Annotated in this window: 25 protein-coding genes and 1 tRNA gene; 14 read left to right on the top strand and 12 right to left on the bottom strand. The window is 54.8% G+C overall.

The features are described 5' to 3' along the window. Positions 1–2: 2 nt before the first annotated feature. A complete protein-coding gene (locus NeNHUV3_RS10065; protein WP_391481204.1) occupies positions 3–842 on the bottom strand; it encodes an HpcH/HpaI aldolase/citrate lyase family protein in 840 nt (279 codons plus the stop codon). A 160-nt stretch (positions 843–1,002) separates the two neighbouring features. Here NeNHUV3_RS10065 and NeNHUV3_RS10060 point away from each other — a divergent pair, with 160 nt between their 5' ends. After that, the gene (locus tag NeNHUV3_RS10060) at positions 1,003–1,287 is read left to right on the top strand and encodes a hypothetical protein (protein WP_391481203.1); all 285 of its coding nucleotides are present in this window, start codon (positions 1,003–1,005) and stop codon (positions 1,285–1,287) included. Here NeNHUV3_RS10060 and NeNHUV3_RS10055 read toward each other — a convergent pair. After that, positions 1,284–2,036 (bottom strand): sulfite exporter TauE/SafE family protein, encoded by a 753-nt coding sequence (locus tag NeNHUV3_RS10055; RefSeq protein WP_391481201.1) that lies wholly within the window; start codon positions 2,034–2,036, stop codon positions 1,284–1,286. The two genes, NeNHUV3_RS10060 and NeNHUV3_RS10055, sit on opposite strands and share 4 nt — an antisense overlap. A gap of 166 nt (positions 2,037–2,202) precedes the next feature. On the opposite strand from NeNHUV3_RS10055, the gene mdh reads away from it, so the two are divergent. From mdh to lpdA, 7 genes are all read left to right on the top strand, one after another. Next, positions 2,203–3,165, top strand: coding sequence for a malate dehydrogenase (gene mdh / locus NeNHUV3_RS10050; RefSeq protein ID WP_391481199.1), 963 nt, complete (start codon positions 2,203–2,205; stop codon positions 3,163–3,165). A 238-nt stretch (positions 3,166–3,403) separates the two neighbouring features. Further along, positions 3,404–4,597 carry an ADP-forming succinate--CoA ligase subunit beta gene (gene sucC, locus NeNHUV3_RS10045; protein WP_048599235.1) on the top strand — a complete coding sequence of 398 codons (1,194 nt, stop codon included), beginning with the start codon at positions 3,404–3,406 and terminating at the stop codon, positions 4,595–4,597. A 73-nt stretch (positions 4,598–4,670) separates the two neighbouring features. Next, positions 4,671–5,552: a succinate--CoA ligase subunit alpha gene (sucD, locus tag NeNHUV3_RS10040; protein ID WP_048599234.1), complete on the top strand. Its 882-nt coding sequence runs from the start codon at positions 4,671–4,673 to the stop codon at positions 5,550–5,552. A gap of 79 nt (positions 5,553–5,631) precedes the next feature. Next, entirely contained in the window at positions 5,632–8,598 is a 2,967-nt protein-coding gene (locus NeNHUV3_RS10035; protein WP_391481197.1) for a 2-oxoglutarate dehydrogenase E1 component, read from the top strand. After that, complete coding sequence (odhB, locus tag NeNHUV3_RS10030) at positions 8,595–10,100, top strand: 2-oxoglutarate dehydrogenase complex dihydrolipoyllysine-residue succinyltransferase (RefSeq protein ID WP_391483237.1); 1,506 nt, start codon at positions 8,595–8,597, stop codon at positions 10,098–10,100. The genes NeNHUV3_RS10035 and odhB overlap by 4 nt, the downstream gene beginning before the upstream one ends. A 76-nt stretch (positions 10,101–10,176) precedes the next feature. Further along, entirely contained in the window at positions 10,177–10,566 is a 390-nt protein-coding gene (locus NeNHUV3_RS10025; protein ID WP_048599231.1) for an MAPEG family protein, read from the top strand. A 16-nt stretch (positions 10,567–10,582) separates the two neighbouring features. After that, positions 10,583–11,971, top strand: coding sequence for a dihydrolipoyl dehydrogenase (lpdA, locus tag NeNHUV3_RS10020; protein WP_341245802.1), 1,389 nt, complete (start codon positions 10,583–10,585; stop codon positions 11,969–11,971). A gap of 65 nt (positions 11,972–12,036) precedes the next feature. Here the strand turns inward: lpdA and NeNHUV3_RS10015 are convergent, their stop codons facing one another. Both NeNHUV3_RS10015 and NeNHUV3_RS10010 read right to left on the bottom strand, forming a co-directional pair. Then, positions 12,037–12,687 (bottom strand): GntR family transcriptional regulator, encoded by a 651-nt coding sequence (locus NeNHUV3_RS10015; RefSeq protein ID WP_048599229.1) that lies wholly within the window; start codon positions 12,685–12,687, stop codon positions 12,037–12,039. A 35-nt stretch (positions 12,688–12,722) separates the two neighbouring features. After that, positions 12,723–13,412 carry a M48 family metallopeptidase gene (locus NeNHUV3_RS10010; protein WP_391481195.1) on the bottom strand — a complete coding sequence of 230 codons (690 nt, stop codon included), beginning with the start codon at positions 13,410–13,412 and terminating at the stop codon, positions 12,723–12,725. Between the two features lie 154 nt (positions 13,413–13,566). On the opposite strand from NeNHUV3_RS10010, the gene NeNHUV3_RS10005 reads away from it, so the two are divergent. From NeNHUV3_RS10005 to NeNHUV3_RS09995, 3 genes are all read left to right on the top strand, one after another. Beyond that, complete coding sequence (locus tag NeNHUV3_RS10005; RefSeq protein ID WP_048599228.1) at positions 13,567–13,899, top strand: TIGR02300 family protein; 333 nt, start codon at positions 13,567–13,569, stop codon at positions 13,897–13,899. Positions 13,900–13,966: 67 nt separating this feature from the next. Next, a tRNA-Ala gene (locus NeNHUV3_RS10000) sits at positions 13,967–14,042 on the top strand. A 211-nt stretch (positions 14,043–14,253) separates the two neighbouring features. After that, positions 14,254–14,595, top strand: a complete 342-nt coding sequence (locus NeNHUV3_RS09995; RefSeq protein WP_341245800.1) for a RidA family protein — start codon at positions 14,254–14,256, stop codon at positions 14,593–14,595. A 57-nt stretch (positions 14,596–14,652) separates the two neighbouring features. Here NeNHUV3_RS09995 and NeNHUV3_RS09990 read toward each other — a convergent pair whose 3' ends face one another. Then, positions 14,653–15,516 (bottom strand): homocysteine S-methyltransferase family protein, encoded by an 864-nt coding sequence (locus tag NeNHUV3_RS09990; protein ID WP_391481193.1) that lies wholly within the window; start codon positions 15,514–15,516, stop codon positions 14,653–14,655. 99 nt (positions 15,517–15,615) lie between these two features. Beyond that, a complete protein-coding gene (locus NeNHUV3_RS09985) occupies positions 15,616–16,665 on the bottom strand; it encodes a fatty acid desaturase (RefSeq protein ID WP_391481192.1) in 1,050 nt (349 codons plus the stop codon). Between the two features lie 180 nt (positions 16,666–16,845). Here NeNHUV3_RS09985 and otnK point away from each other — a divergent pair, with 180 nt between their 5' ends. Both otnK and NeNHUV3_RS09975 read left to right on the top strand, forming a co-directional pair. Then, positions 16,846–18,084 (top strand): 3-oxo-tetronate kinase, encoded by a 1,239-nt coding sequence (gene otnK, locus NeNHUV3_RS09980; RefSeq protein WP_391481190.1) that lies wholly within the window; start codon positions 16,846–16,848, stop codon positions 18,082–18,084. Next, the gene (locus NeNHUV3_RS09975; protein ID WP_391481189.1) at positions 18,081–18,728 is read left to right on the top strand and encodes an aldolase; all 648 of its coding nucleotides are present in this window, start codon (positions 18,081–18,083) and stop codon (positions 18,726–18,728) included. The genes otnK and NeNHUV3_RS09975 overlap by 4 nt, the downstream gene beginning before the upstream one ends. Here the strand turns inward: NeNHUV3_RS09975 and NeNHUV3_RS09970 are convergent. Genes NeNHUV3_RS09970 through NeNHUV3_RS09960 form a run of 3 tightly spaced genes read right to left on the bottom strand, consistent with a single transcriptional unit; the run spans position 18,725 to position 20,759 of the window. Next, entirely contained in the window at positions 18,725–19,531 is an 807-nt protein-coding gene (locus tag NeNHUV3_RS09970; RefSeq protein WP_391481187.1) for a metal ABC transporter permease, read from the bottom strand. The genes NeNHUV3_RS09975 and NeNHUV3_RS09970 overlap by 4 nt on opposite strands. Next, positions 19,528–20,283, bottom strand: a complete 756-nt coding sequence (locus NeNHUV3_RS09965; RefSeq protein ID WP_391481185.1) for an ATP-binding cassette domain-containing protein — start codon at positions 20,281–20,283, stop codon at positions 19,528–19,530. Before NeNHUV3_RS09965 ends, NeNHUV3_RS09970 begins: the two co-directional genes overlap by 4 nt. Further along, positions 20,280–20,759 carry a transcriptional repressor gene (locus tag NeNHUV3_RS09960; protein WP_391483235.1) on the bottom strand — a complete coding sequence of 160 codons (480 nt, stop codon included), beginning with the start codon at positions 20,757–20,759 and terminating at the stop codon, positions 20,280–20,282. The genes NeNHUV3_RS09965 and NeNHUV3_RS09960 overlap by 4 nt, the downstream gene beginning before the upstream one ends. 111 nt (positions 20,760–20,870) lie before the next feature. Between NeNHUV3_RS09960 and NeNHUV3_RS09955 the strand changes: the two genes are divergently transcribed. Further along, complete coding sequence (locus NeNHUV3_RS09955; RefSeq protein WP_391481183.1) at positions 20,871–21,956, top strand: zinc ABC transporter substrate-binding protein; 1,086 nt, start codon at positions 20,871–20,873, stop codon at positions 21,954–21,956. 31 nt (positions 21,957–21,987) lie between these two features. On the opposite strand, the gene NeNHUV3_RS09950 is transcribed toward NeNHUV3_RS09955, so the two are convergent. From NeNHUV3_RS09950 to dctP, 3 genes are all read right to left on the bottom strand, one after another. Continuing rightward, on the bottom strand, positions 21,988–23,388 hold the full coding sequence (locus tag NeNHUV3_RS09950) for a TRAP transporter large permease (RefSeq protein WP_391481182.1): 1,401 nt from the start codon (positions 23,386–23,388) through the stop codon (positions 21,988–21,990). Continuing rightward, positions 23,375–24,025, bottom strand: coding sequence for a TRAP transporter small permease subunit (locus NeNHUV3_RS09945; RefSeq protein WP_391481180.1), 651 nt, complete (start codon positions 24,023–24,025; stop codon positions 23,375–23,377). Before NeNHUV3_RS09945 ends, NeNHUV3_RS09950 begins: the two co-directional genes overlap by 14 nt. A 112-nt stretch (positions 24,026–24,137) precedes the next feature. Beyond that, positions 24,138–25,148 (bottom strand): TRAP transporter substrate-binding protein DctP, encoded by a 1,011-nt coding sequence (gene dctP, locus NeNHUV3_RS09940; protein ID WP_048599216.1) that lies wholly within the window; start codon positions 25,146–25,148, stop codon positions 24,138–24,140. Between the last annotated feature and the right edge of the window lie 68 nt (positions 25,149–25,216).

Raw genomic sequence — 25,216 nt, 5'->3', positions numbered from 1 at the left:
ATTTAATCCTTCATTGCCTCAATGGCGTGCGCTTTTGCAAGTGTCGCGCGCGCCGTTACGATATGAAGGTTTTCTACGATCTTTCCGTCCACAACAGCAACACCCTGCCCGTCGCGCTCTGCCTGTTCAAACGCTTCGATTTGACGCTTCGACAGATCAATGTCGGCCTCTGACGGCGCAAAGGCGGCATTAGCAACCTCCAGCTGGGCAGGATGAATCAAGGTTTTGCCCTCAAATCCCATGTCACGACCTTGGTCACATTCTATCTTCAGGCCCGCATCATCCTTAAAGGCATTGTAAACCCCATCGACAATAGTGACCCCGTGGGCACGCGCTGCAAGCAGGCACATCTGCAGCGACGTAAGCAGCGGTTCACGATCCGGCCGGTGACGCGTATTGAGATCTTTTGCCAAATCGTTGGTGCCCATAACCATCCCCTCAAGGCGGGGGTGAGCGGCAATTTCAGCGGCGTTAAGAATACCCAAAGGTGTTTCCATCATCGCCCAAATCGGCAAGGTCGTTAATGCCGCAATGGCATCTACATCTGCGGCGGAGTTCACTTTGGGAAGCAGAACCGCATCTGCATCTAAAACACTCAAAACATCGTCACGGCCCCAAGTCGTATCAAGCCCGTTCACACGTACAATCCGCAAACGCGCACCATAATCGGCTGTCGGAAGTGTTTCGGCCAGCAAAGTACGCGCAGGCACTTTTTCGTCGATGGCAACTGCGTCCTCAAGATCGAAAATGATCGCGTCGCACGCCAAACCTTTGGCCTTTTCAAGGGCACGCTCTTTTGAAGCCGGAATATAAAGGACGGAACGGACGGGGCGCTGAGACATCTTCTTACCTCGGTTGAGTAATTATCTTGCGCAGACATCGCATTATTCATGCGATGATTACAAGTACGAATTGCTGCGATGCAGCGCTTGACCCAAGTTAACCAAATGAAAAGGTTAGTATGGGATATATGGCGCGTGTTTGTTTACGAGGAATTTTGGTATGAATTTATTGCTAGCCGCAATGACGTTAACTGCGTCCAGTCAGCATTTGGCCCAATGCGGAAACCGAGCGACGATTGTGGATAACCTTTCCACGAAATATGGTGAGACACGACAATCTGTTGGCCTTGGCGCTGATAACGCTTTGGTCGAGATATTCGCCTCAAACGCTACGGGCAGCTGGACAATTACCGTAACTAAAGCAGGCGGCCCCACCTGCCTTGTTGCTTCGGGCCGTGCATTTGAAAAGACAGGTCAGCTAAGCGTGACCGGCAAAAGCATTTAAGTTAGTGCATCCCAGATCAGCTTGCTGCCAGTAATGACCAACAAAACATAGGTCAGCATGAAGAATGCGCGCTCGGAGATGATGCGATGCGCCCGAACACCAAGCCACGCCCCGATCAACGCAAACGGCGCGAGCAGCAGGTCAATATAAAGGGTTTGCCACGTAAAAACGCCCAAAATGGCGTAAGGAAGCGATTTGAGCGCATTGATCGCCCAGAATGTAAGAACCGTGGTCGCTTGATAGGTCATTTTATCGAGCCGTTGCGCAAGCAAATACACAGCCACGGGAGGCCCGCCTGCGTGACTAACAAAGCTTGTGAAGCCTGCGACACAGCCAGATAAAACTCCGGCCCACCCCGGATATGCCTTCTCACGGCTCGTGATTAGGTTGCGCGCCTTGGCCAACTGAAACGCAACAAACAACAAAGAAACCGCGCCGATCAAAAAGCGAAACACATCAGCGTCTGCCACCTGATACAACCAAATCGCCACAGCGATCCCCGGTAAACTACCGATAATAAGACGGCGGGCTTCTTGCCAATCCCATTTCCCCCAATAAGCCCGAAGTGCCGCGACATCGATGAGCATTAACAACGGCAACATGATTCCAAGCGCCATCGCCGGATCAAGCACAAGCGCGAGAATCGATGCAGCCGCAAAGGCCGCACCCGAGCCAAATCCGGCTTTTGAAATCCCCGCAAAGATCACTGCAGGCACCGCGAGAGCGAAAAACGAAAATGTCAGATCCATCGCGGCTAAGCCTTTGAAAATTGTCGCATTGCCATTTCTTTACGTCAGCGCAGGTTAGCTCAGCAAGGGTGCGCATCCATTCAAAACCTTGCAAGCAACATACTTTGGGTCTAGGCACCGCCCTTGAAACACGACCCCCACAACTCACCTGACCGGAGATACTCACATGGCCAGACCTAAAATTGCCCTTATCGGCGCTGGACAAATTGGCGGCACGCTCGCTCACCTCGTAGCGCTGAAAGAGCTTGGCGACGTTGTTCTGTTCGACATTGCTGATGGTACACCACAAGGCAAAGCACTCGATATTGCTGAAGCTGGTCCGTCCGAAGGTTTCGACGCCACAATGAAGGGCACGACTGACTATGCCGACATCGCAGGCGCTGATGTTTGCATCGTAACAGCTGGTGTACCGCGCAAGCCTGGTATGAGCCGTGATGATCTTTTGGGTATCAACTTGAAAGTAATGAAGTCTGTTGGTGAAGGCATTGCAGCCCACGCACCAAATGCCTTTGTTATCTGCATCACTAACCCGCTTGATGCGATGGTTTGGGCGCTTCGTGAATTCTCTGGTCTGCCCCACAACAAAGTATGCGGCATGGCTGGTGTTCTGGACAGCGCGCGGTTCCGTCACTTCCTGAGCCTCGAGTTCAACGTCTCTATGAAAGACGTCACAGCGTTCGTTCTGGGCGGTCACGGCGACACAATGGTTCCGCTGGTACGCTATTCAACTGTTGCAGGCGTTCCTCTCCCCGATTTGATCGACATGGGCTGGACGACACAAGAAAAGATGGACGCGATCGTTCAACGCACACGTGATGGTGGCGCAGAGATCGTTGGCTTGCTTGGCAATGGTTCTGCTTTCTATGCACCGGCCACATCAGCGATTGAAATGGCCGAAGCTTACCTCAAAGACCAAAAGCGCGTTCTGCCATGTGCAGCGTACGTTGATGGCAACTACGGCCTTAATGGGTTCTACGTCGGTGTTCCAACAGTAATCGGCGCCGAAGGTGTTGAGCGCGTCGTCGAGATCAAGATGAACAAAGACGAGCAAGATATGTTCGACAAGTCGATCAACGCAGTGAAGGGCCTCGTGTCTGCCTGTAAAGAGATCGACAACTCACTGGCTTAAACTACCAATTAGACAGTCTTTAAGGCGCTCCGTTTCGGGGCGCCTTTTTATATTCAAGATTCGCTGATGTGTGAAACTAGTCACAGAAATCACTTCGGCCCCCAAATTTGTGATCACACTTTTTTCAGCTGTGATCACAAATGTCGCTTTTTTCCCAATCTGCGCAAAAAGTTACTCTTATTTAAGCGCGCTTCGTGCTTAGGGTGCTCTAATTGCAGCCAAACGGGACATATTTTCCATGAATATCCACGAATATCAGGCCAAAGCCTTGTTGCGCACTTACGGTGCCCCAGTGAGCGATGGCCGTGCCGTTCTCAAAGCCGAAGACGCAAAGACAGCCGCAGGTGAAATGGACGGCCCGCTTTGGGTTGTAAAAGCACAAATTCACGCAGGCGGACGCGGCAAAGGTAAATTTGTCGAAGCCGACGCTGGCGAAGCTGGCGGTGTACGTTTGGCCAAATCTGCTGAAGAAGCAGCACAAGAAGCAAAACGCATGTTGGGCCGCACATTGGTGACACACCAAACAGGCCCCGCAGGTAAGCAAGTAAACCGCATCTACATCGAAGATGGTTCCGGCATTGAAACAGAAATGTATCTTGCCCTGCTCGTTGACCGCCAAACAAGCCGCGTATCATTCGTGTGCTCAACCGAAGGTGGTATGGACATTGAGGAAGTAGCAGCAGCGACCCCTGAAAAAATCCTGTCGTTCAGCGTTGATCCTGCAACAGGTTTCCAAGCGTATCACGGCCGCCGTATCGCATTCACACTCGGCCTTACAGGTCAGCAGGTTAAGCAGTGCGTCAAATTGATGGGCCAGCTTTACACAGCCTTCATGGAAAAAGACATGGAGATGCTTGAGATCAACCCGCTGATCGTAACTGATGCCGGTGACCTCAAAGTGCTTGATGCCAAGGTAAGCTTTGACGGCAACGCGATCTATCGCCACGCTGATATCGCGGCCCTTCGTGATGAAACTGAAGAAGACCCCAAAGAGCTGGCCGCGTCCAAGTTTGACCTCAACTACATCGCACTCGACGGTGAAATCGGTTGTATGGTTAACGGCGCTGGTCTTGCCATGGCAACGATGGACATCATCAAGCTTTACGGCGCAGAGCCTGCAAACTTCCTTGACGTAGGTGGCGGCGCTACCCAAGAGAAAGTTACCGAAGCGTTCAAGATCATCACATCTGACCCGAACGTCAAAGGCATCTTGGTCAACATCTTTGGCGGCATCATGCGCTGCGATGTTATCGCGGAAGGCGTTGTTGCAGCCGTGAAAGAGGTTGGCCTGAAAGTACCGCTGGTTGTGCGTCTTGAAGGAACCAACGTTGAGCAAGGCAAGGCGATCATCAACAACTCAGACGTTGATGTGATTGCTGCTGACGACCTCAAAGATGGTGCTCAGAAAATCGTTAAGGCGGTGAAGGGCTAAGGCCCTCGCCCATTCGCAACCTCTTCGCGCCCGAGGCGACACCGCCCGCGCACAACATTTAAGGAGACGCAAAATGGCCGTCCTTATTAACGAAAACACAAAAGTCATCTGTCAGGGTTTGACCGGCAGCCAAGGTACTTTCCACTCCGAGCAGGCAATTGCTTACGGCACCAAAATGGTTGGTGGCGTAACACCCGGCAAAGGTGGTCAGTCGCATCTTGACCTGCCGATCTTCAACTCTGTGCACGAAGCAATGCACGTCACAGAAGCAAACGCATCCGTGATCTATGTGCCGCCCCCCTTTGCGGCAGACAGTATTTTGGAAGCAATTGACGCAAATATGCCGCTGATCGTTTGCATCACCGAAGGCATTCCTGTGCTTGATATGATGCGCGTCAAGCGTGCCCTTGAGGGATCAACATCACGTCTTGTTGGCCCCAACTGCCCTGGTGTGATCACTCCGGACGCTTGCAAAATCGGCATCATGCCCGGCCATATCCACCGTCGCGGCAGCGTGGGTGTTGTGTCACGCTCTGGCACGCTCACATATGAAGCCGTGAAGCAAACAACCGATATGGGCCTCGGCCAATCTACGGCTGTTGGCATCGGTGGTGACCCCATCAAAGGCACCGAGCACATCGACGTACTGGACATGTTCCTTGATGACGATGAGACGCACTCAATCATCATGATCGGTGAAATCGGCGGTACAGCCGAAGAAGAAGCAGCCGAGTTCCTTGCAGAGCAACGCAAGAAAGGCCGCTGGAAACCAACCGCTGGCTTTATTGCTGGCCGCACGGCACCTCCCGGCCGTCGCATGGGCCACGCTGGCGCGATTGTTGCTGGTGGCCAAGGTGATGCGGAAAGCAAAATCGAAGCCATGAAATCTGCGGGTATCATCGTTGCGGACAGCCCCGCGACTTTGGGCGAAGCCGTTAAAGAAGCCATCGGCTAACACCTAAAGGGCGCGGCACCTCCCTGCCGCGCCCCATCCTTATTTTTCGCTCGTCCTTCCTTGCCATGAGGCCAAACACATGACCGACCACCCCGCGAATGATCAATTCCATGCATCCTCGTTTATGCAGGGGCACAATGCGGAATATCTCGAGCAGCTCTACGCTCAATATGCCAACGATCCCAACGCAGTGGACGAAGCGTGGCAGGAATTCTTTCGCGCACTTGGCGATGCGGAACTTGATGTAAAAGCCGAAGCAAGCGGACCATCATGGGCGCGTGCAGACTGGCCCCCCATGCCGCACGATGATCTGACTTCTGCGATCACCGGCGAGTATCCAGCGCCTGCCGAAGCGAAAACAGCAGCTAAAAAAATCACAGACAAGGCCGCCGACGCGGGTGTTGAAGTCAGCAATGACGCCATCCAGCGCGCAGTTTTAGACAGCATTCGCGCGCTAATGCTGATCCGTGCCTACCGTATCCGCGGCCACCTTGCCGCTGATCTTGATCCGCTCGGCATGCGCGAGACAACCGCGCACCCAGAGCTTGACCCGAAATCCTACGGCTTCACTGACGCCGATATGGACCGCCCGATTTTCATCGACAACGTTCTTGGTCTGCAAATCGCAACCATGCGTCAGATCGTTGATATCGTGAAGCGGACCTACTGTGGCACTTTTGCGCTGCAGTATATGCACATTTCAAACCCCGAAGAGTCGAGCTGGCTAAAAGAGCGCATCGAGGGTCTGGGCAAAGAAATCCAGTTCACCCGCGAAGGCCGTAAAGCGATCCTTAACAAGTTGGTTGAGGCCGAGGGTTTTGAGAAATTCCTGCATGTGAAATACATGGGCACCAAGCGTTTTGGCCTTGATGGCGGTGAAAGCTTGATCCCCGCGATGGAGCAAATCATCAAGCGCGGCGGCCAACTGGGCCTGCGCGAAATCATTGTTGGCATGCCACACCGTGGCCGTTTGTCTGTTTTGGCAAATGTCATGAGCAAACCTTACCGCGCCATTTTCAACGAATTCCAAGGCGGCAGCTTCAAGCCCGAGGACGTGGACGGTTCAGGTGACGTTAAGTATCACCTTGGTGCATCATCCGACCGGTCCTTTGACGGCAATGATGTGCACTTGTCACTGACCGCAAACCCCTCGCACCTTGAAGCCGTGAACCCCGTTGTTTTGGGCAAAGTGCGTGCCAAGCAGGACCAACTGAACGACACAGACCGCACAGCCGTCATGGGCATCTTGCTGCACGGTGATGCGGCATTTGCCGGTCAGGGTGTTGTAGCCGAAGGATTTGGCCTTTCTGGTCTGCGCGGCCACCGCACAGGCGGCACGATGCACATCGTTGTGAATAACCAGATTGGTTTCACAACTGCGCCGCACTTTAGCCGCTCATCGCCGTACCCCACCGACATTGCGTTGATGGTTGAAGCGCCGATTTTCCACGTGAACGGCGACGACCCAGAGGCAGTGGTCCACGCCGCGAAAGTGGCAACAGAGTTCCGCCAGAAGTTCCACAAGGACGTGGTTCTCGACATTATTTGCTATCGCCGGTTCGGACATAACGAGGGCGACGAGCCCATGTTCACAAACCCGCTGATGTACAAAAAGATCAAAAAGCAGAAGACAACTCTGACGCTTTATACGGACCGTTTGGTAAAAGACGGCCTCATCCCCGAAGGCGAAATCGAGGATATGAAAGCCGCGTTCCAGTCCATGCTCAACACCGAGTTTGAGGCCGGAAAAGACTTTAAACCGAACAAAGCAGATTGGCTTGATGGCCGCTGGTCGCACCTCGATCGTCGCGATGGTGATGACTATCAGCGCGGCACTACAGGCATCGCGGATGAGACTTTTGATGAAGTAGCAAACGCGCTGACACACGCGCCCGAGGGCTATCCGCTTCATAAGACTGTGCAACGTATGCTGGATGCCAAAAAGAAGGCACTTGGTGCAGGCAAAGGCATTGATTGGGCAACCGGTGAAGCGCTTGCGTTTGGTTCTTTGCTTACCGAAGGCTTCCCTGTTCGTTTATCTGGCCAAGACAGTACACGTGGGACATTTAGCCACCGCCACTCTGGCCTGATCAACCAAGACACCGAGGATCGCTACTACCCGCTGAACAACATTCGCGAGGGCCAATCACAGTACGAAGTGATCGACTCGATGCTGTCTGAATACGCGGTGCTTGGCTTTGAATACGGCTACTCTTTGGCGGAGCCTAACGCGCTGACACTTTGGGAAGCACAATTTGGCGATTTCGCCAACGGCGCCCAGATCATGTTCGATCAGTTTATCAGCTCTGGCGAAAGCAAGTGGCTGCGGATGTCCGGCCTCGTTATGTTGTTGCCACACGGCTATGAAGGCCAAGGCCCCGAGCACTCCTCGGCGCGTCTTGAGCGGTTCTTGCAGATGTGCGGCGGTGACAACTGGATCGTGGCAAACTGTACCACACCGGCCAACTATTTCCACATCCTGCGCCGTCAGCTGCACCGTGACTTCCGCAAGCCGCTGGTGATGATGACGCCGAAATCGCTGTTGCGCCACAAAATGGCTGTCAGCACACGCGAGGACTTTACGACCGGCTCGTCCTTCCACCGCGTACTTTGGGATGATGCGCAACAAGGCAACTCTGAGCTGACACTGGCCGCTGATGATAAGATCAAGCGCGTGGTGATGTGTTCAGGCAAAGTCTACTTTGACCTGCTTGAGGAACGCGACGCGCGCGGTCTTGATGATGTGTATCTATTGCGCATTGAGCAGTTCTATCCGTTCCCCGCGATGTCGCTGGTCAAAGAACTGGAGCGCTTCAAAGGCGCTGACATGGTTTGGTGTCAGGAAGAGCCCAAGAACCAAGGCGCATGGTCATTCATCGAGCCCAACATTGAGTGGGTCCTTGACCGGATTGGCGCAAAATCGAAACGTCCGGCCTATGTTGGCCGCGCAACATCCGCATCGCCAGCCACAGGTTTGGCAAGCGCGCACAAAGCACAACAGGCCGCCCTTGTGGACGAAGCCCTGACGATCAAAGGAAAGAAATAATGACCGAAGTTCGTGTTCCTACACTGGGTGAATCAGTCACCGAAGCAACTGTTGCGACCTGGTTCAAAAAGCCGGGCGACGCGGTGGCCGTTGACGAAATGCTGTGCGAGCTGGAAACAGACAAAGTGACCGTCGAAGTACCAAGCCCCGCTGCAGGCACATTGTCCGAGATTGTGGCATCTGAAGGTGAAACAGTTGGTGTCGATGCGCTGCTCGCACAGATCAGCGCGGACGATGCCAAGCCATCGGGCGATACGGACGCCCCAAAGGCGGACGCTGCACCCAAGGCCGACGCAGGTGACGCAGCACAAGCCGTTGACGTCATGGTGCCCACATTGGGCGAAAGCGTGACCGAGGCGACTGTGTCGACATGGTTCAAAAAAGTGGGCGACACTGTCGCGCAAGACGAGATGCTTTGTGAGCTGGAAACAGACAAAGTCAGCGTCGAAGTTCCAAGCCCTGCCGCGGGTGTGTTGTCAGAAATCGTCGCAACCGAAGGCACAACTGTGGATGCAACGGCGAAACTGGCCGTGATCGGTGGCGCCTCAGGTGCTGCTTCATCTGCGCCCGCAGCCAAAACCGAAGCATCTCCTGCGCCAGCCGCATCTGACAAAGACGTTGAAGACGCGCCCTCTGCCAAAAAACTGATGGCCGAAAAAGGCATGTCTGCAGACCAAGTGACCGGCTCAGGCCGCGACGGACGGATTATGAAAGAAGATGTTATGAAAGCAATCGCATCTGCACCAGCCGCCACTGCGGCCGCCCCATCCGCGCCACGCGCACCGGTTTCAGCGGACGACGCATCCCGCGAAGAACGCGTGAAGATGACACGCCTGCGTCAGACCATCGCAAAGCGTTTGAAAGACAGCCAGAACACCGCCGCGATGCTGACCACCTATAACGAGGTCGACATGACCGAGGTGATGGCGCTGCGCAACGAATACAAAGACCTGTTCTTGAAAAAGCACGGTGTAAAACTTGGCTTTATGTCGTTCTTTACCAAAGCCTGTATCCACGCCCTGCGCGAAGTGCCTGAAGTGAACGCAGAAATTGACGGCACAGACATCGTCTACAAAAACTTCGTCCACATGGGCATTGCTGCAGGTACGCCAACTGGTTTGGTTGTACCCGTTATCCGCGATGCAGACGCCATGAGCTTTGCAGGCATCGAGAAAGCGATTGCTGAAAAAGGGGCGCGCGCCCGTGACGGCAAGCTGAGCATGGCCGAAATGCAAGGCGGCACGTTCACCATCTCGAACGGTGGTGTCTACGGCTCGCTGATGTCTTCGCCCATCTTGAACCCCCCACAATCAGGCATCTTGGGCATGCACAAAATCCAAGACCGTCCAATGGCGATCAATGGTCAAGTGGTGATCCGTCCGATGATGTATCTGGCGTTGTCCTACGATCACCGTATCGTTGACGGCAAAGGTGCGGTGACGTTCCTTGTGCGCGTCAAAGAAGCGCTGGAAGACCCACGTCGCCTACTGATGGATCTGTAATCCATGACGTGGCCCGCAGGTCACTTTTGACCGCGCGGGCCGCTTCGACACTTGCTGCAATTAAAGGCACGCTAAAATGACTACAGAGATTTACGTCCTCACCCTCGCGGCCCTTTTGCAGGTTGTTCAGTTCACGCTCTATTCAATCACAGCGCAAATGCAGGTCGGCACAAAAGCCGCCATGTCACCGCGCGACAAGAAAGTTGAACTGCAAGGCACCGCAGGGCGTCTGCAACGCGCCATGAACAACCACTTCGAAGGGTTGATCATGTTCACCATCGCTGTGGTTGTGGTGACGCTCTCGGATCAATCTAGCCCATTCACAGAAGCCTGCGCGCACATCTATCTGATCGCTCGCCTGCTCTATGTGCCTGCCTATGTTCAGGGCCTTGTGCCGTGGCGCAGCTACATCTGGGTGGTTGGTTTTGGCGCAACTGTTGCGATGCTAATCGCTGCCCTCATTTAATACCAAGGAGACCCCCATGGCCAACTATGACGTCATCGTAATCGGCAGCGGCCCCGGCGGCTATGTCTGTGCAATCCGCTGTGCCCAATTGGGCCTCAAAACTGCTGTTGTTGAAGGCCGCGATACGCTTGGCGGCACGTGCCTCAACGTTGGCTGCATCCCGTCAAAGGCCCTGCTGCACGCGTCACATATGCTGCACGAAGCAGAGCACAACTTTGCGGCTATGGGCCTTAAGGGCAAAGCACCTTCCGTTGATTGGAAGCAGATGCAGTCCTACAAAAGCGACACAATCGAAACCAACACCAAAGGCATCGAGTTCTTGTTCAAAAAGAACAAAATCGATTGGCTCAAAGGCTGGGGCAGCATTCCTGCAGCCGGTCAGGTAAAAGTTGGTGACGAGGTGCATAGCGCCAAAAATATCATCATCGCGTCAGGCTCCGTACCATCGGCCCTGCCCGGTATCGAAGTTGACCAAAAGATCGTTGTCGACAGCACTGGCGCGCTTGAACTGCCCAAAATCCCGAAAAAGCTTGTTGTGATTGGCGCAGGTGTCATCGGGCTTGAGCTGGGCTCTGTCTACGCCCGCCTTGGCGCAGAAGTTGAAGTTGTTGAGTTCCTTGACGTCATCACACCCGGCATGGACGCCGAGGTCCAGCGCACCTTCCAAAAACTGCTGACCAAGCAGGGCATCTCCTTCACACTGGGTGCTGCCGTTCAAGGTGTTGAGGTCAAAGGCAACAAGGCGAAAGTCACCTACAAATCCCGCAAAGACGACAGCGAAACAACGATCGACGCGGATACGGTACTTGTGGCAACGGGCCGTAAGCCGTTCACCGATGGTTTGGGGCTGGAAGCGCTCGGCGTTGAAATGAGTGACCGTGGCCAGATCAAAACGAACGCTAACTACGCCACCAATGTCGCAGGCATCTATGCAATTGGTGACGCCATCGAAGGCCCGATGCTTGCGCACAAAGCGGAAGATGAAGGCATGGCAGTCGCAGAAGGGCTTGCCGGTCAGCACCCGCACGTGAACTACAACGTCATCCCAGGTGTGATTTACACTCACCCTGAAGTGGCTTCAGTCGGCGAAACCGAAGAGAGCCTGAAGGAGCAAGGTCGCAGCTACAAAGCGGGCAAGTTCAGCTTCATGGGCAACGGTCGTGCAAAAGCAAACTTTGCAGCCGATGGCTTTGTGAAAATTCTGGCTGATGCACAAACAGATCGCATTTTGGGCGCGCACATCATTGGGCCAATGGCTGGTGATTTGTTGCACGAAATTTGCGTAGCCATGGAATTTGGTGCGGCTGCAGAAGACCTTGCACGTACCTGCCACGCACACCCCACCTACTCTGAAGCTGTGCGCGAAGCGGCACTAGCTTGTGGTGACGGCGCAATCCACGCCTAATCCTGCGGCATATATTAGTTTGGAAAAGCGGGCGTCTTCTGGGGCCCGCTTTTTTGTTCTTAGACCTATTGCTTGAGCATCCGCAAACCGCTTGTAACATCCGAGCGAAGCGCAATACGCAGGCCCGGGTCATCACCGGCTTTTAGGGCTGCCAGAATAAGCCTGTGATTGCGCGGGCTTTCTGTACGGCGCAACCGGCCATAAAGCTTGCGCATTGTCGGCCCTAATTGCAGCCAAACCGTTTCAGCCAATGCGAGCATCGCAGGGGCTTGGGCGCGCAGGTAAAGCGTGCGATGAAATTCAAGGTTGTGCTTGAGATACCCCACCGCATCCGAACGAGCGATCACCTGATCAATCTGTCCATTGATCGCCTCAAGCCGCTCAATAAGCGCCATATGCGCCCGCGGCAGTGCACGGCTGGCTAACTCTGGCTCCAACAGTGCACGAATGGCTGCAAGCTCCTCAATCCGCTCATTGCTTAACTCTGGCGTGGTGATCCGACCTGACGATGACAAAGACAACGCGCCTTCCGCTACCAAACGGCGCATTGCCTCACGCACGGGCGTCATCGACATCTCGTATTCCTTGCCAACCCCGCGCAGGGTCAACGCTTGGCCTGGCAACAACTCACCATGCATGATGCGCGTTCTCAGCGAGCGGTAGAGACGGTCATGGGCCGCAGTGGGGGAGGCATCTTGCCGGGTTTGTATCAACATGTGTTATTTGTGATCACAAAGTCAGCCTTCGTCAATCATCCAAATCGGTATCGGTGCAATGCGGACCCCTCGGTCCGCAACCATGCGCGTTCAGCCTTGTAGGGACCGAAGAGTTCTTCGCAAACCCGCCAGAAACGCTCGGAATGGTTCATCTGTGCAAGATGCGCCACTTCATGGGCTGCCACGTATGACAACACATTCGGCGGTGCCATAACCAAGCGCCAACTGAAATTCAAATTCCCAGTGGACGAGCATGATCCCCAACGTGATCTGGTATCGCGCAACGTGATGCGGCCAAACGGCTTACCTAAGGCGGTCGCAAATTGCTCAACTTCGCGGTGCAGGACCAGCCGCGCCTGCGCCTTGAGATACCCCTGCACACGCGCACCGGCCGTTTCGGCGCGTCCAGGCACCTGCAATTGGGTACCCTGAATACTAATCCTACGGCCCTGCCCCTGAACGATCTCAAATAGTTGACCGCCAAGCGGGACTTGCGCACCCATCCCAACAATTTGCTCAACCGGTTGGTCCGCCAATTGATGCCGCAACCAGCGTTCTTTTTCGCGCAGAAAGGCCAGTGCTTCACGCTCAGGCGCGCGTGTCGGCACTGTCAGGCTTACCTTACCATCCAATCGAGAGACCCGAAGTGACAGCCGCCGTGCCTGCGCAGAGCGCCGCAAATGGACCCGCACAACAGGATCACCTTCCAAAACAAGTGTCGTCATTGCCTGAATTCTGCCCATCCTAGCTACATTGCGACGGAATCACTTTGACAGAGCCGCCTGAGTGTGGCACCTGCCAGCGATACACATCGCAAGCGATGCCATTAGGGCGTGCCTGTGAGATAGTTTCAACCCTCGATTACCCAAGGGATCCGATATGCCTAAGGACGAATGGGGCGTCAAACGCCTTTGCCCAACCACCGGTAAACGCTTCTACGATCTTGGCCGTACGCCAATCGTGAGCCCATACACGGGTGAAGAAGTTACCGTTGATGTCAACAAGAACCGCACAATGGTCGCCGACAAAGCTGATCCAGCAGCCGCAAAAGCTGAAGATACAGAAGCAGACGGCGAAGAGCTCGTACTCGATGATGAGGATGATCTCGAAGTCGATCTGGGTGATGATGTGCTCGACGATGATGACGACGAAGATAACGTTTCTTTGGACGAAATCGCCGATGTTGCTGCCGAAGGCGACGACGACAATTAATTAGCGAATGTGGGGGGTGTTTTTCTCTTGAACTCCCCTCACCACGCGGCTACTTAGCCGCACCAAAGGGCCCTTAGCTCAGCTGGGAGAGCGCCTGCATGGCATGCAGGAGGTCAGCGGTTCGATCCCGCTAGGGTCCACCATTTCCTTTTTATGATACTGCGCGCGGCTTTTGAGCCGACCATAAACTAGTCTAGCTTCAGCCTAGTAACTAATGAGGTCGGCAATCAACGTGTTGACCAAACATGTCGTGGCAGGCCAACTTATACCCCGCCAGCTTCCCCTCTGTACCCCACTGACCAAAGCGCATTATATGCCCTGAACGATAGACACTGCTGCCATAGGAGCCCCACCATGATTGAACGCATTGAAACAGGCGAACGCTCGTCCAAAATCGTGAAGCACAACGGCGTGGCGTATCTAACCGGTCAGGTTGCCGAGGGTGACACAATCCAAGAGCAAGTACGCGCGTGCCTAGAGAAAATCGACGCGCTGTTGATCAAGGCGGGTTCATCGCGCAACGACATGCTGCGTGTCACGATCTGGCTGGCCGACATGAGTGATTTCGCAGGCCTCAACGAAGTATGGAACGCTTGGGTCCCCGCCGGCCATGCACCTACACGCGCGTGCGGGGAAGCCAAGCTTGCGCGTCCTGAGCTAAAGGTCGAGTTCATCGTTGACGCGGCCTACGCCTAGGGCCGCATTTCGACCATTAAATCCAGCCTTGGCGTAAATGTGCCAAGGTTCCCGCACTTATGCGAAATACTCCGCCAGTGCCTCGATATGCTTTGGCCCTACTTCACAACAACCGCCGATGATTGATGCGCCGGTTGCGGCCCAACCTTTTGCAAACGTCAAATACGCATCTGGCCCCAGATCCGTGCGCGCTTCCAACAAATCAACTGTTGCGTTGATCGAATTGAAGTCTGCATGAATTTTGGTGAACCCATTTGCGTAGGCTCCAACTTTGAAATCATGACCTACCAAACTGCTCAGACCGTCTGAAACCGCCTCGGGTGATGAGCAATTGATCAAGACCGCGTCGGGGCGATACTCTTTGAGAAGTGGCAACACATCTGCCAAAGGCTCTCCAGAGCGCAGCAAACGGCCGTCATCGTCACTGACTGAGAACGCGACCCAAACAGGCAGCCCAGTGACCTGTGCCCCCATCAACCCGCCGCGTGCCTGATCGACAGAGGACATCGTTTCCAGCAAATGAAAGTCCACATAATTTGCGTGCAATCTCGCAAGGTCCGCATAAACCTCGGCCGCCTGTTCCGCAGGTGGGCATTGGTCCGGTTGGTATGAAAACCCTTGCGGCCCCAACGACCCCGCAACCAGTCCCGATCCGTGCGCATCACGTGCAGCCACAGCCATTTCGCAGGCCGTTTTGGTCATAGGGGTCAATTGATCCCCCAACCCTTTGGACAACAACCGATCTGGCAGTATTGAATAGGTATTCGTCGTAGCAATTGACGCTCCGGCAGCAAAATACTCGTCATGCACCTCACGAACCGTCTGCGGCGCATCCAACAGCGCCTGCATCGACCACAGGTCTGTTGCCCGCCCGGCACGTTTGACAAGTTCCTGCCCCATGCCGCCATCAAGAATAATCATGTTTTCTTACTCCAGCGGCCATGAGCCGGTGATACAATTTGGATCGTGTCGACCGTAGGTAGCCTGCGCCGCGCGCCCTGCAAGTGTGAGAAAAATGGCTTAGCTTGGCACAGCGCTGGTTGCAGGTGTTCTAATTTGAGAAAATGCGACCAAACGTTTTCTTTCCTCATCCCACAGATGCAGCCGCGCTTGGGCAAAGCTCTCGCGTATGGTCAGCCGGTTCATAGTCCCAAGAGCAGGGCAGTCGACCAACACTTGCGGCAACCGGTAGAATGGAATGCGGCTGTAAAGATGGTGAATGTGATGAATCCCGATATTTGCGGTGAGCCATTGCAGCACAGGCGGCAGCACATAGTGCGAGCTTCCATGAAAAGCTGCGTCATGCAAATCCCAGTCGGGTGTTTCTTCCCAATACGTGTTCTCAAATTGATGCTGCACGTAAAACAACCAAACACCAATGGTCGCCGCCACCAATGTGGTTGGCATAAAGATCAACAAAATTGGCTGCAGACCCTTGAAGTAAACGATCGCGCCAAGCGCACAGAGAATAACAACATTTGTCAGCATGGCGCTTACCCAAAAGCGCGCTTGTGACATAAAGCCCAAAGGCAGACGGTTTTGGAGCAAAAACAAATAGCCAGGCCCCAAACCAAACATCACGATCGGATTTCGGTAGGCCCGATACTTTAACCGCCCACCCCACGACAAAGCGCGATATTCTGACACGGTCAGCGTTTGCACATCACCAATACCGCGCCGGCCCAAGTCACCAGCAGCGCCGTGATGAATTGCATGCGAGCGACGCCAGACATCGTAGGGTGTAAGGGTCAAAACACCCAAACCGCGTCCGACCCAATCACTGACCGCGCGGTTTTTGAAAAACGCACCGTGGCCACAATCATGCTGGATACAAAAAAGGCGCAAAAGGAACGCGGCATTGATGACCGAAAGGAAAAGCGCCAAGATCCAAGACACCGACAACGCCCACCACGCACAGGCCCACAGGACCACAAACGGGCAAAGCGTCACAGCAATTTCAAAGCTGCTGCGCCACGTATCCGGTTCGCGGTATTTGCCCAAGGTTTTAAGCCAATCTCTGGCGGGTCCCACCATTTGTGTCGGCAGGCTTTCGTCGGCGTTTTGGCTCATGCGGTCTACTCGATTGTTTCGTGCATACCTGATACTGCTATTTCCGTCAAACGCAATACAATCAGGCATATCGGAAGAGAGCCTGCCGCTCACAGCGAAGGGTGTTGGGACATACCCCTAGACAATCTGTCGGACCAGCCGCTATCCCTTACGTCAACGACATGAACAGGCGGATAGCGCATGAAACTCGGCTGTATTGGTGATGATTTTACTGGATCAAGTGACCTCGCAAACACGCTGGCCAAAGGCGGGATGCGCGTTACGCAATACACTGGGGTTCCATCTGGCCCTGCATCTGTTGATGTTGAGGCCGGTGTGGTTGCGCTTAAGTCACGATCCGTTCTCGTGGCCCAAGCTGTTGAGCAGTCTCTTGCGGCGCTTGATTGGTTGTTGGCCCAAGGTTGCACGCAGATATTTTTCAAATATTGCTCAACGTTTGACAGCACGCCCGACGGTAACATTGGTCCTGTCATGGATGCACTAGCCGCGCGGCTTAACGCCACACGCGTGATCGCCTGCCCTGCTTTTCCAACAACGGGCCGCTCAGTTTATCAGGGGCATCTGTTTGTCCAAGATCAGCTACTAAGTGATAGTGGCATGCGCCATCACCCTCTCACGCCAATGACTGACCCTGATCTGCGCCGTTGGTTGGGCTTGCAAACTCACCATTCGGTCGGGCATGTTGTAGCGCCAACAGTGTTCGCGGGCGCTGACGCGATTTCAGCCGAGCTTGACGCGCAGCACGCCCTTGGGAAAACCCACATCATTGTTGATGCAATCCGCGACGAAGATCTAATGGCCATCGGCAAAGCTGCCGCCGATCTGCCGCTAGTTACGGGTGGGTCTGGCGTGGCGCTTGGTCTACCTGCGAATTTTGGCTGCAGCCCAAGCCGCCCCAACTGGGCCGGTCAGGACGGCAAATGTGTGGCCCTGTCTGGATCATGCTCGGTCGCGACCCGCGAGCAAGTGGCACGCCACAAAGAAAAACACCCCAGCCTTGAGATTATTGCTGCCGATGTGATCGAGGGCCGCCAAACCGCCCAAGACATCACGTCATGGGCGCTGCAGGCTGATGGCATCCCGCTCGCGTACAGTTCGGCTGATCCTGAGGTCATTAAGTCGGTCCAAAGTGAATATGGCCTTGAGCAGTCATCGCAGGCCATTGAAACGCTCTTTTCTGATGTTGCGGCCATGCTGGTTGCGGGCGGTGTGACCCGCTTGTTAACCGCGGGCGGTGAGACATCAGGCGCGGTTGTAGAAGGCCTAAAGCTTGCCCAGCTTGAAATCGGCCCTGAAATTGACCCCGGTGTACCCGCATTGCGCACCAGCAAAGACCTGACGCTCGCGCTTAAGTCCGGCAATTTTGGTGCACCTGATTTCTTTGAAAAAGCGGCGGGCGTCTTGGGTGGCTCGGCATGAGTGACACCCACCTCAGAGAGCAAATCTGCATGCTCGCTAAATCGCTCTTTGATCGCGGTCTGACGCATGGCAGCACCGGCAATATTTCTGCGCGTACCGAAGACGGTGGCCTTTTGGTGTCTCCCACGGGTACAAGTTTTGGTCGCCTTGATCCCGCACGGCTTAGCCGTTTCGACGTGAACGGGCACCATGTTGGCGGTGACAGCCCCACCAAAGAAATGCCTTTGCATACTGCATTTTATGACACGCGCAGCACTGCAGGCGCCGTGGTGCATTTGCATTCATGCCATTCCGTCGCCCTTTCGATGATGCCTGACGCAGACACAGATAATTTCATCCCACCACTGACGCCCTACGGTATTATGAAACTGGGCCGCGTCAAACTTTTACCATTTTTCCTTCCCGGCGATCCCGCCATGGGCGAAGCGGTGCGCAGCTTAGCAGGCAAGCGAAGTGCAGTCATGCTGGCCAATCACGGCCCTGTGGTGGCTGGCAAAGACGTTGAAGCGGCCTGCAACGCGATCGAAGAATTGGAAGACGGCGCGCGGCTTGCGATGATGACGCGCGGCATGCACCCAAACGGCCTTACGACTGATCAAATTGCACAAGTCGTCACAAAGTTTGACATCAGCTGGGACGACTAAGTCCCCCGCACGCCCCATGCCAAACGGGTCATCGCCGACACGCTAAAGAAGACCGCAGCAAGGCTGACGATGGTTGGACCCGTTGGTGTATCAAAAGCGAACGCAGCCCCCAAACCACCAAGCGCGCTTGCCGCCCCAATTAAGGCCGCCAAAACGGCCATGGTTTCCGGACTACGGGCAAGTGCACGTGCGGTTGCCGCCGGAATGATGAGCAAGGCCGCAATCAACAGCGCGCCGACAACTTTGATTGCCACCGCTACAACTAATGCCAAGGCGACCGTCAAAACAAACTGCTCGCGGCGCGGATTGATACCCGCCGCAAACGCCAAATCTTCGCTCATGGTTGATGTCAGCAGCGCGGACCAGCGCCACCAGAGCAGTCCCAAGATGATAAGCACGCCACCCCAAATCACTCCAAGATCAGTTGGGCTGACAGCAAGAATATCACCGAAAAGATAGCTGTTCAGATCAATGCGATTACCTTGCAGGAACGACACCCCAACCAACCCGAACGCCAAAGTGCCGTGGGCCATCACGCCAAGAAGCGCATCCCCAGACAGCCCTCTGCCGCTCATCCCTGAAACAGCTGTGGCCATGAGAAGGCAAACCACCATGATCCCAGCAGAGACCGAAATACTCAACGCAAGTGCAAGCGCCACCCCAAGGATGGCTGCATGCGCTGTCGCGTCACCAATGTAGGCCATGCGGCGCCATACGACAAAACATCCAAGCGGCCCTGCCGCCAGCGCAACACCAATCCCAGCAAGTGCTGCGCGAACCAAAAAGTCATCTAGGTAGCTCATCCCTGGGCCTCGTGATGGTCGTGAACACAGTTTCCGGCCTCATCATGCGCGTGGTCATGATCGTGGCGATAAAGAGCCAGTGCACCTTGGGTGCCTGTGCCGAAAAGTGCGCGGTATTCTGGCGCTGAGGCCACGTGTTCTGGTGCGCCTTCGCAACACACATGGCCATTCAGGCAAATCACGCGGTCCGAGGCGGCCATGACAACATGCAACTCATGGCTGACCATCAACACAGCGCATCCGAGGGTTTGACGCACCTCTTCAATCTGGCGGTAGAATGACGCCGACCCCGTTTGATCAAGCCCCTGAGTTGCCTCATCAAGGACCAACACGTCAGGTGACGCCAAAAGCGCACGCGCCAACAAGACCCGTTGAAACTGACCGCCGGACAAACCCACCATCGGCCGTTGTGCCAAATCGCTCACACCCGCCTGAGCCAGTGCTTCACGCACTTTGGTGGCCCCAACCCGCGAAGGCAGGTTCAAGAATCGCGCAACGGTGATGGGCAGCGTGCTGTCGATCTGTAGTTTTTGCGGGATATAGCCGATGCGCAAGCCATCAGCGCGGGTAACTGTGCCAGACGTCGGCTGATGCGCCCCAATCAGTGTGCGCAGAAATGTCGACTTGCCAGAGCCGTTGGGTCCTACAATTGTGACGATTTCGCCCGCCTCAAGACGAAAGTTCACACGGTCCAGAACGCGTAATGCGCCGATGCGAACATCTACATCGCGGGCTTCAAGCAAAGTCTTCACGGTTGCGCTCCGTCACAGTTTGGGCAAACGCCTTCGGCCTCGACTACTGCGCGTTCAATGATAAATCCAGCATCTCTTGCAGATGCCGCAACGGTATCCTCGGACAAGTTCGCAATTCCTTCGGCGACGTTTTCGCAAACACGGCAAATCAAAAATGCCGGAACATGTTCGGACGACGGGTGCGAACAGGCGACAAACGCGTTTAATCGTTCGATCTTATGAGCAAAGCCATTGCCTACAAGAAAGTCGAGCGCGCGATACGCAACTGGTGGCTGCGCACTAAAACCTTCAGCTTTGAGAACGGCGAGAATATCATATGCGCCCATGGCTTGATGTTTTGCCAACAAGATTTCCAGCACACGTTGACGTACGGGCGTGAGTTGAAGGCCCCGCTCAGCGCATTGCTTTTGCACAGATGTCACGCTGTGCGCGATGCACGTTCCGTGATCATGGGATTTAAATCCGATTGGCTGCATCAGCGCACCTCCTGCAACACGCCGCAAAGTCCGACGCATTTTGGACTTGTTATGATATACTATAACATATATCAACCCGCGTGATATTATAACACTCCCAAGGTCCTTCTCATGTTTTCTTCCCGTTTCACAGCCCTGCTGACAACCACCACACTGGCAGCGCTTCCTGCTGCTGCACAAACGCCAAACGTGGTCACCGACATCGCCCCTGTCGCAAGCCTTGCCGCACATGTGATGGGTGATTTGGGCACACCGCGCAACTTGATCAAACCCGGCGCATCGCCACATGATTACGCCCTGCGCCCGTCCGATGCCCGCGCATTACGCGATGCGGATGTAGTGTTCTGGATCGGCGGTGCACTTACCCCGTGGCTAGAGGCACCCCTTGAGACACTCAGCAAAAACGCAGAGCATGTATCCCTTTTGAATGCGGAAGCGACAAAACTGATCGAGCCGCGTGATCTTGGGCACGAGCATCATGATCACGGCGCGGACAAACACGACGAACATGATGATCATGAGCACGAAAAAGAGCATGCCCATGACGAGCACGATCATGAGGAAGAACATGACGACCATGGCCATGATGAACATAAAGACCACGATCACGACGAGCATGAGCACGAAAAAGAACAAGACGACCATGGCCATGACGAGCACAATCACACAGATGCACAGGGCAATCTTGTTGACCCACACGCGTGGCTTGACCCAAGCAATGCCATTGCGTGGTTAGATGTAATTGCGGCGGCTCTGTCGAAGGTGGATCCCGAAAACCAAGCAACTTACGAGCAAAACGCGGCAACGACGGCGGCTGAAATAGTGCAAACCATGTCAGCAATTGACTTCAGAATGGCCCCGCACAAAGACGCACCTTACGCTGTTTTGCACGACGCATTTGCGTATTTTGAAACTCGGTTTGGCCTTGAACCCGCCGGAGCAATCACCCTGACCGATGCGCAAAGCCCAAGTCCCGCACATATTGCGAGCCTGCGTGCAACACTCACCGAAGCAAACGTCACATGCACCTTCGCGGAACCCGCAGCAGATACGCGTTTGCTTGGCGTGGCCACGGAAGGGCTTGAGGTACGCTTTGCTACAGCTGATCCGCTCGGCACACCTGAAATGGCCTATACGGACCTTATCGCCAACATCGCGGATGCAATGGCGAGCTGCTTTGAAGGCACTTCAAATTAGCGAAGGGCTCTAAGGCATTTGCCCCGTGACCCTATGCCAATGAAGGCAGCCACAGCACAATCCACGGGAAGGTGACCAGCAAGCCAATTGTGATGGCATCAGCGATGAAGAACGGGGTAACGCCCTTGAAAACATCTTGCACGCTGATGTCGTCACGCACTCCCGCAACCACAAAGCAGTTCAAACCAATGGGCGGCGTGATCAGGCAAAATTCGGCCATTTTCACCACCAAAATTCCGAACCAAATCGCGCACATCGGCCCAGACATGCCAAACGCACTGTCAGCTGCAGAAACCGCTTCGCCGCCGTTCAGGGCCATCACAGCTGGATAAACAACGGGCAGCGTCAACAAAAGCATCCCGATCGCATCCATGAACATGCCCAACACCGCATAGGCCAGCAAAATACAGATCAAAATCGCCATCGGCTCGTAAGGCAAACTGGTAATCCAGTCCGCAAACGCGCCGGGCAAATCCGCAAACCCAAGAAAGCGGACATAGATCAAAACGCCCCAAATAATGGTAAAGATCATCACGCTCAGCTTTGCCGTTTCCAACAGCGCCGCCTTCAACTCGGGCCAGCGCATCCCGCGATAAACGGCCATGAGGAACACAACAAACGCGCCAATTGCACCGCCTTCGGTTGGCGTCCCCCAAGCATCGCCGCCGAACGGGTTGTAGACGAACATAATGATGATCACGACGACGAAGATAATCGGCAAGGCCGGTGGCAATGACGCAAAACGCTGGCCCCACGTAAAGCCGCGTACTGGCGGGCCGAACCCTTTGATCGTTAGCGCCATACCGATGATCAAAATAGCATATACAATCGCGCTAAAGACGCCGGGGATAAAGCCTGCAAGTAACAACTTACCTACGTCCTGTTCAACAATAATCGCGTAAATCACCAAAATGGCGGAAGGCGGAATGAGGCTGGCCAACGTGCCACCCGCAGCCACCACACCAGCAGCAAAACGTTTGTCATAACCGATTTTGAGCATTTCTGGGATGGCGATCCGCGCAAAAACCGCCGCAGTCGCAACCGACGCACCAGATACGGCAGCAAAGCCAGCTGTGGCAAAGATGGTGGACACGGCTAGGCCACCGGGCACCCATGCGATCCACCGCTTGGCTGCCTCAAAAAGCGCCTTGGTAAGGCCTGCGTGATACGCCAAATAGCCAATCATGATGAATGTAGGAATGAGGCTAAGCGCCTGCGAGCTGACTTTTGAATGCGGCACTTGACCCGCAGTTTTGGCAGCAACCTGCAACGCCCACATGAATTGATCTGGCGCCATGCCTTTCTTGGCCCAGAATATCCAAACAAGCCCAACCATGCCCGCCATGGCAGCAGCAAACGCAACCCGCATGCCAAGCAGTACCACCACCAGCATTGCACCCGTGACCCAAAGGCCGATCTCAATCGATTCCATGTGCGGCCTCCTTACGGTCGTTCGCCTCAACGGCTTTTGCTTCAAGTGCGGCAGCCGTCGCCGCATCAATCGGAAGTGGCACCGCCACCGCGTGCCCTGTCACAACCGCGCGGCCATACCCCCACACCTGAAGCGCCAAACGCACTGACAGAACCGAAAAGGCAACCGGCGCCAAAAGTTTCGCAGGCCAAATAGGGAGCGCAATATCCATTGAGCTGTCGCGGCTCCACATCGGGGATCCGAAATCAAAACTGCGTTGGAAGTGCGCCCAAGTGCCCCAAACCAACAGGACCATCAGGATAAAAATCAGTAGCGTCGTGATTAACTCAACCGCATAAAGAAGCCGCCCCTTCAACGCGCCGACCAACATATCCATCCGGATGTGGCCGCCGTCGCGCTGTGTGTAGGCGACCCCCATGAACGCGATTAGCGGCATGGCTTGCTCAATATAATCAACGTAGCCCGGTACGGGCGCATTGAAGAAATTCCGTCCGCTGACCGAAACAACAGCCAGCACCATAAGGCCAAATACGGCCAGACCGCTGCACAAGGCCAAGACCCGCTCAACTTTCAAAAGCTGCTGATCAAGGCGGCTCAAAACGGAAGTGTCGGTTGTCACATTTGCTGCGCCAGCCATCGGTATCTCCCTCAGCGGATAAAATTCTTGAAATAACTGCCAGCTGTAATGTCCGGCAAAAATGCACCCCGCGCGGGTATTCTGCGCGAGGTGCTTAGCTCATACTTCGCGCTTAGCTACCGCTTGAAATCATGCCTGACACAAAGTCGAGCAACTCCTGCGCGGGCAAGCCTTTGGCGGTGTTATCCGCAACCCAAGCTGCCGCCGCGGGGCCTGCCACTTTGTCTTTGAACGCCGCCAATTCGCTGTCGGAATAGGTCACGCGCTCGATGCCGCGCTCATCCAAGGCAGGACCCCAAGCGTCCATTGTCGCACCGTTGTATGTGGCGATGTAGTGATCAAGCGCCTCGTCGATCGAGCCCAAAAGTGCCGCGCGGTGCGCATCAGACAAATCATTCAGCGCATCGGTATTTGCAACCACTGGGCAGTTAACTGTGCCGGGGTTCAGGTTTGTGGTCCACCACTTGGCGTTTTCAATGGTGCCAAATGACATATGCGCGTGGGGCGCAAAGCTGACCGCCTTGACGACGCCGCTGTCCATGGCCTGACGCACTTCGGTCGCTGACATAGATGTGGGCACAGCACCAACGGCTTCCATGGCTTTGCCGATCCCGCCCGTGGCGCGAACACTCAGACCTTCATAGGCCGCAAGTGTTGTTGGCGCATCACCGACACCCACAATGTTGTACTGTGGCAGTGGCGAGGGCATCAAAAGGGTCGCATTCCAACGGGCCAAATCCTCTTGGACCGCAGGCTGTTGATAGAGCGCTTGCGAAATTTCGCGCTCTTGCTCAAGGCTACTTACGCCCAGAAACGGCAATTCCAAAACAGTGATCGATGGGTTTTTATCGCGGTGATAGCCGGCACAGAATTGCGCCATTTCGAATGCACCGATGCTGATGCCGTCAAGGTTTTCGCGGTTCTTAGACAAGCCACCGTAGCTGATGTTGAGTGTAAACTCACCGCCGGTTTTCTCGCTTACTAATTCAGCAAGCTTTTCGACATGCTCGGTAAAGGCGCGGCGTTTACCCCACAGCGAGACATTCCATTCAGTCGCAAGAGCCTCACCAGCAAATGCCAGTGACAGGGCTGCGATCGCGGTACGTTGTAGTAATTTATTCATCTTGTTTCCTCCCAAAAACGGTCATGTCAATGACGACGAAGTAAGAGTGAAACTTGTTTGCCCGCATT

The organism is Nereida sp. NH-UV-3 (assembly GCF_042939535.1).
GTDB lineage: Bacteria > Pseudomonadota > Alphaproteobacteria > Rhodobacterales > Rhodobacteraceae > Nereida > Nereida ignava.
This window is presented reverse-complemented; position numbering and strand designations above follow the sequence as displayed.

What these genes read in the sequence shown, in the direction of transcription:
- NeNHUV3_RS09960 (WP_391483235.1), bottom strand. Translation starts at nt 20,759, where the DNA reads ATGCAGCCAATCGGATTTAAATCCCATGATCACGGAACGTGCATCGCG.
- otnK (WP_391481190.1), top strand. Translation starts at nt 16,846, where the DNA reads ATGAAACTCGGCTGTATTGGTGATGATTTTACTGGATCAAGTGACCTC.
- NeNHUV3_RS10065 (WP_391481204.1), bottom strand. Translation starts at nt 842, where the DNA reads ATGTCTCAGCGCCCCGTCCGTTCCGTCCTTTATATTCCGGCTTCAAAA.
- NeNHUV3_RS09995 (WP_341245800.1), top strand. Translation starts at nt 14,254, where the DNA reads ATGATTGAACGCATTGAAACAGGCGAACGCTCGTCCAAAATCGTGAAG.
- NeNHUV3_RS09985 (WP_391481192.1), bottom strand. Translation starts at nt 16,665, where the DNA reads ATGAGCCAAAACGCCGACGAAAGCCTGCCGACACAAATGGTGGGACCC.
- sucD (WP_048599234.1), top strand. Translation starts at nt 4,671, where the DNA reads ATGGCCGTCCTTATTAACGAAAACACAAAAGTCATCTGTCAGGGTTTG.
- NeNHUV3_RS10010 (WP_391481195.1), bottom strand. Translation starts at nt 13,412, where the DNA reads ATGACGACACTTGTTTTGGAAGGTGATCCTGTTGTGCGGGTCCATTTG.
- NeNHUV3_RS09970 (WP_391481187.1), bottom strand. Translation starts at nt 19,531, where the DNA reads ATGAGCTACCTAGATGACTTTTTGGTTCGCGCAGCACTTGCTGGGATT.
- NeNHUV3_RS10035 (WP_391481197.1), top strand. Translation starts at nt 5,632, where the DNA reads ATGACCGACCACCCCGCGAATGATCAATTCCATGCATCCTCGTTTATG.
- NeNHUV3_RS10015 (WP_048599229.1), bottom strand. Translation starts at nt 12,687, where the DNA reads ATGTTGATACAAACCCGGCAAGATGCCTCCCCCACTGCGGCCCATGAC.
- NeNHUV3_RS10005 (WP_048599228.1), top strand. Translation starts at nt 13,567, where the DNA reads ATGCCTAAGGACGAATGGGGCGTCAAACGCCTTTGCCCAACCACCGGT.
- NeNHUV3_RS09950 (WP_391481182.1), bottom strand. Translation starts at nt 23,388, where the DNA reads ATGGAATCGATTGAGATCGGCCTTTGGGTCACGGGTGCAATGCTGGTG.
- NeNHUV3_RS10055 (WP_391481201.1), bottom strand. Translation starts at nt 2,036, where the DNA reads ATGGATCTGACATTTTCGTTTTTCGCTCTCGCGGTGCCTGCAGTGATC.
- lpdA (WP_341245802.1), top strand. Translation starts at nt 10,583, where the DNA reads ATGGCCAACTATGACGTCATCGTAATCGGCAGCGGCCCCGGCGGCTAT.
- NeNHUV3_RS09975 (WP_391481189.1), top strand. Translation starts at nt 18,081, where the DNA reads ATGAGTGACACCCACCTCAGAGAGCAAATCTGCATGCTCGCTAAATCG.
- dctP (WP_048599216.1), bottom strand. Translation starts at nt 25,148, where the DNA reads ATGAATAAATTACTACAACGTACCGCGATCGCAGCCCTGTCACTGGCA.
- mdh (WP_391481199.1), top strand. Translation starts at nt 2,203, where the DNA reads ATGGCCAGACCTAAAATTGCCCTTATCGGCGCTGGACAAATTGGCGGC.
- NeNHUV3_RS09945 (WP_391481180.1), bottom strand. Translation starts at nt 24,025, where the DNA reads ATGGCTGGCGCAGCAAATGTGACAACCGACACTTCCGTTTTGAGCCGC.
- NeNHUV3_RS09990 (WP_391481193.1), bottom strand. Translation starts at nt 15,516, where the DNA reads ATGATTATTCTTGATGGCGGCATGGGGCAGGAACTTGTCAAACGTGCC.
- NeNHUV3_RS10060 (WP_391481203.1), top strand. Translation starts at nt 1,003, where the DNA reads ATGAATTTATTGCTAGCCGCAATGACGTTAACTGCGTCCAGTCAGCAT.
- NeNHUV3_RS09955 (WP_391481183.1), top strand. Translation starts at nt 20,871, where the DNA reads ATGTTTTCTTCCCGTTTCACAGCCCTGCTGACAACCACCACACTGGCA.
- NeNHUV3_RS10025 (WP_048599231.1), top strand. Translation starts at nt 10,177, where the DNA reads ATGACTACAGAGATTTACGTCCTCACCCTCGCGGCCCTTTTGCAGGTT.
- sucC (WP_048599235.1), top strand. Translation starts at nt 3,404, where the DNA reads ATGAATATCCACGAATATCAGGCCAAAGCCTTGTTGCGCACTTACGGT.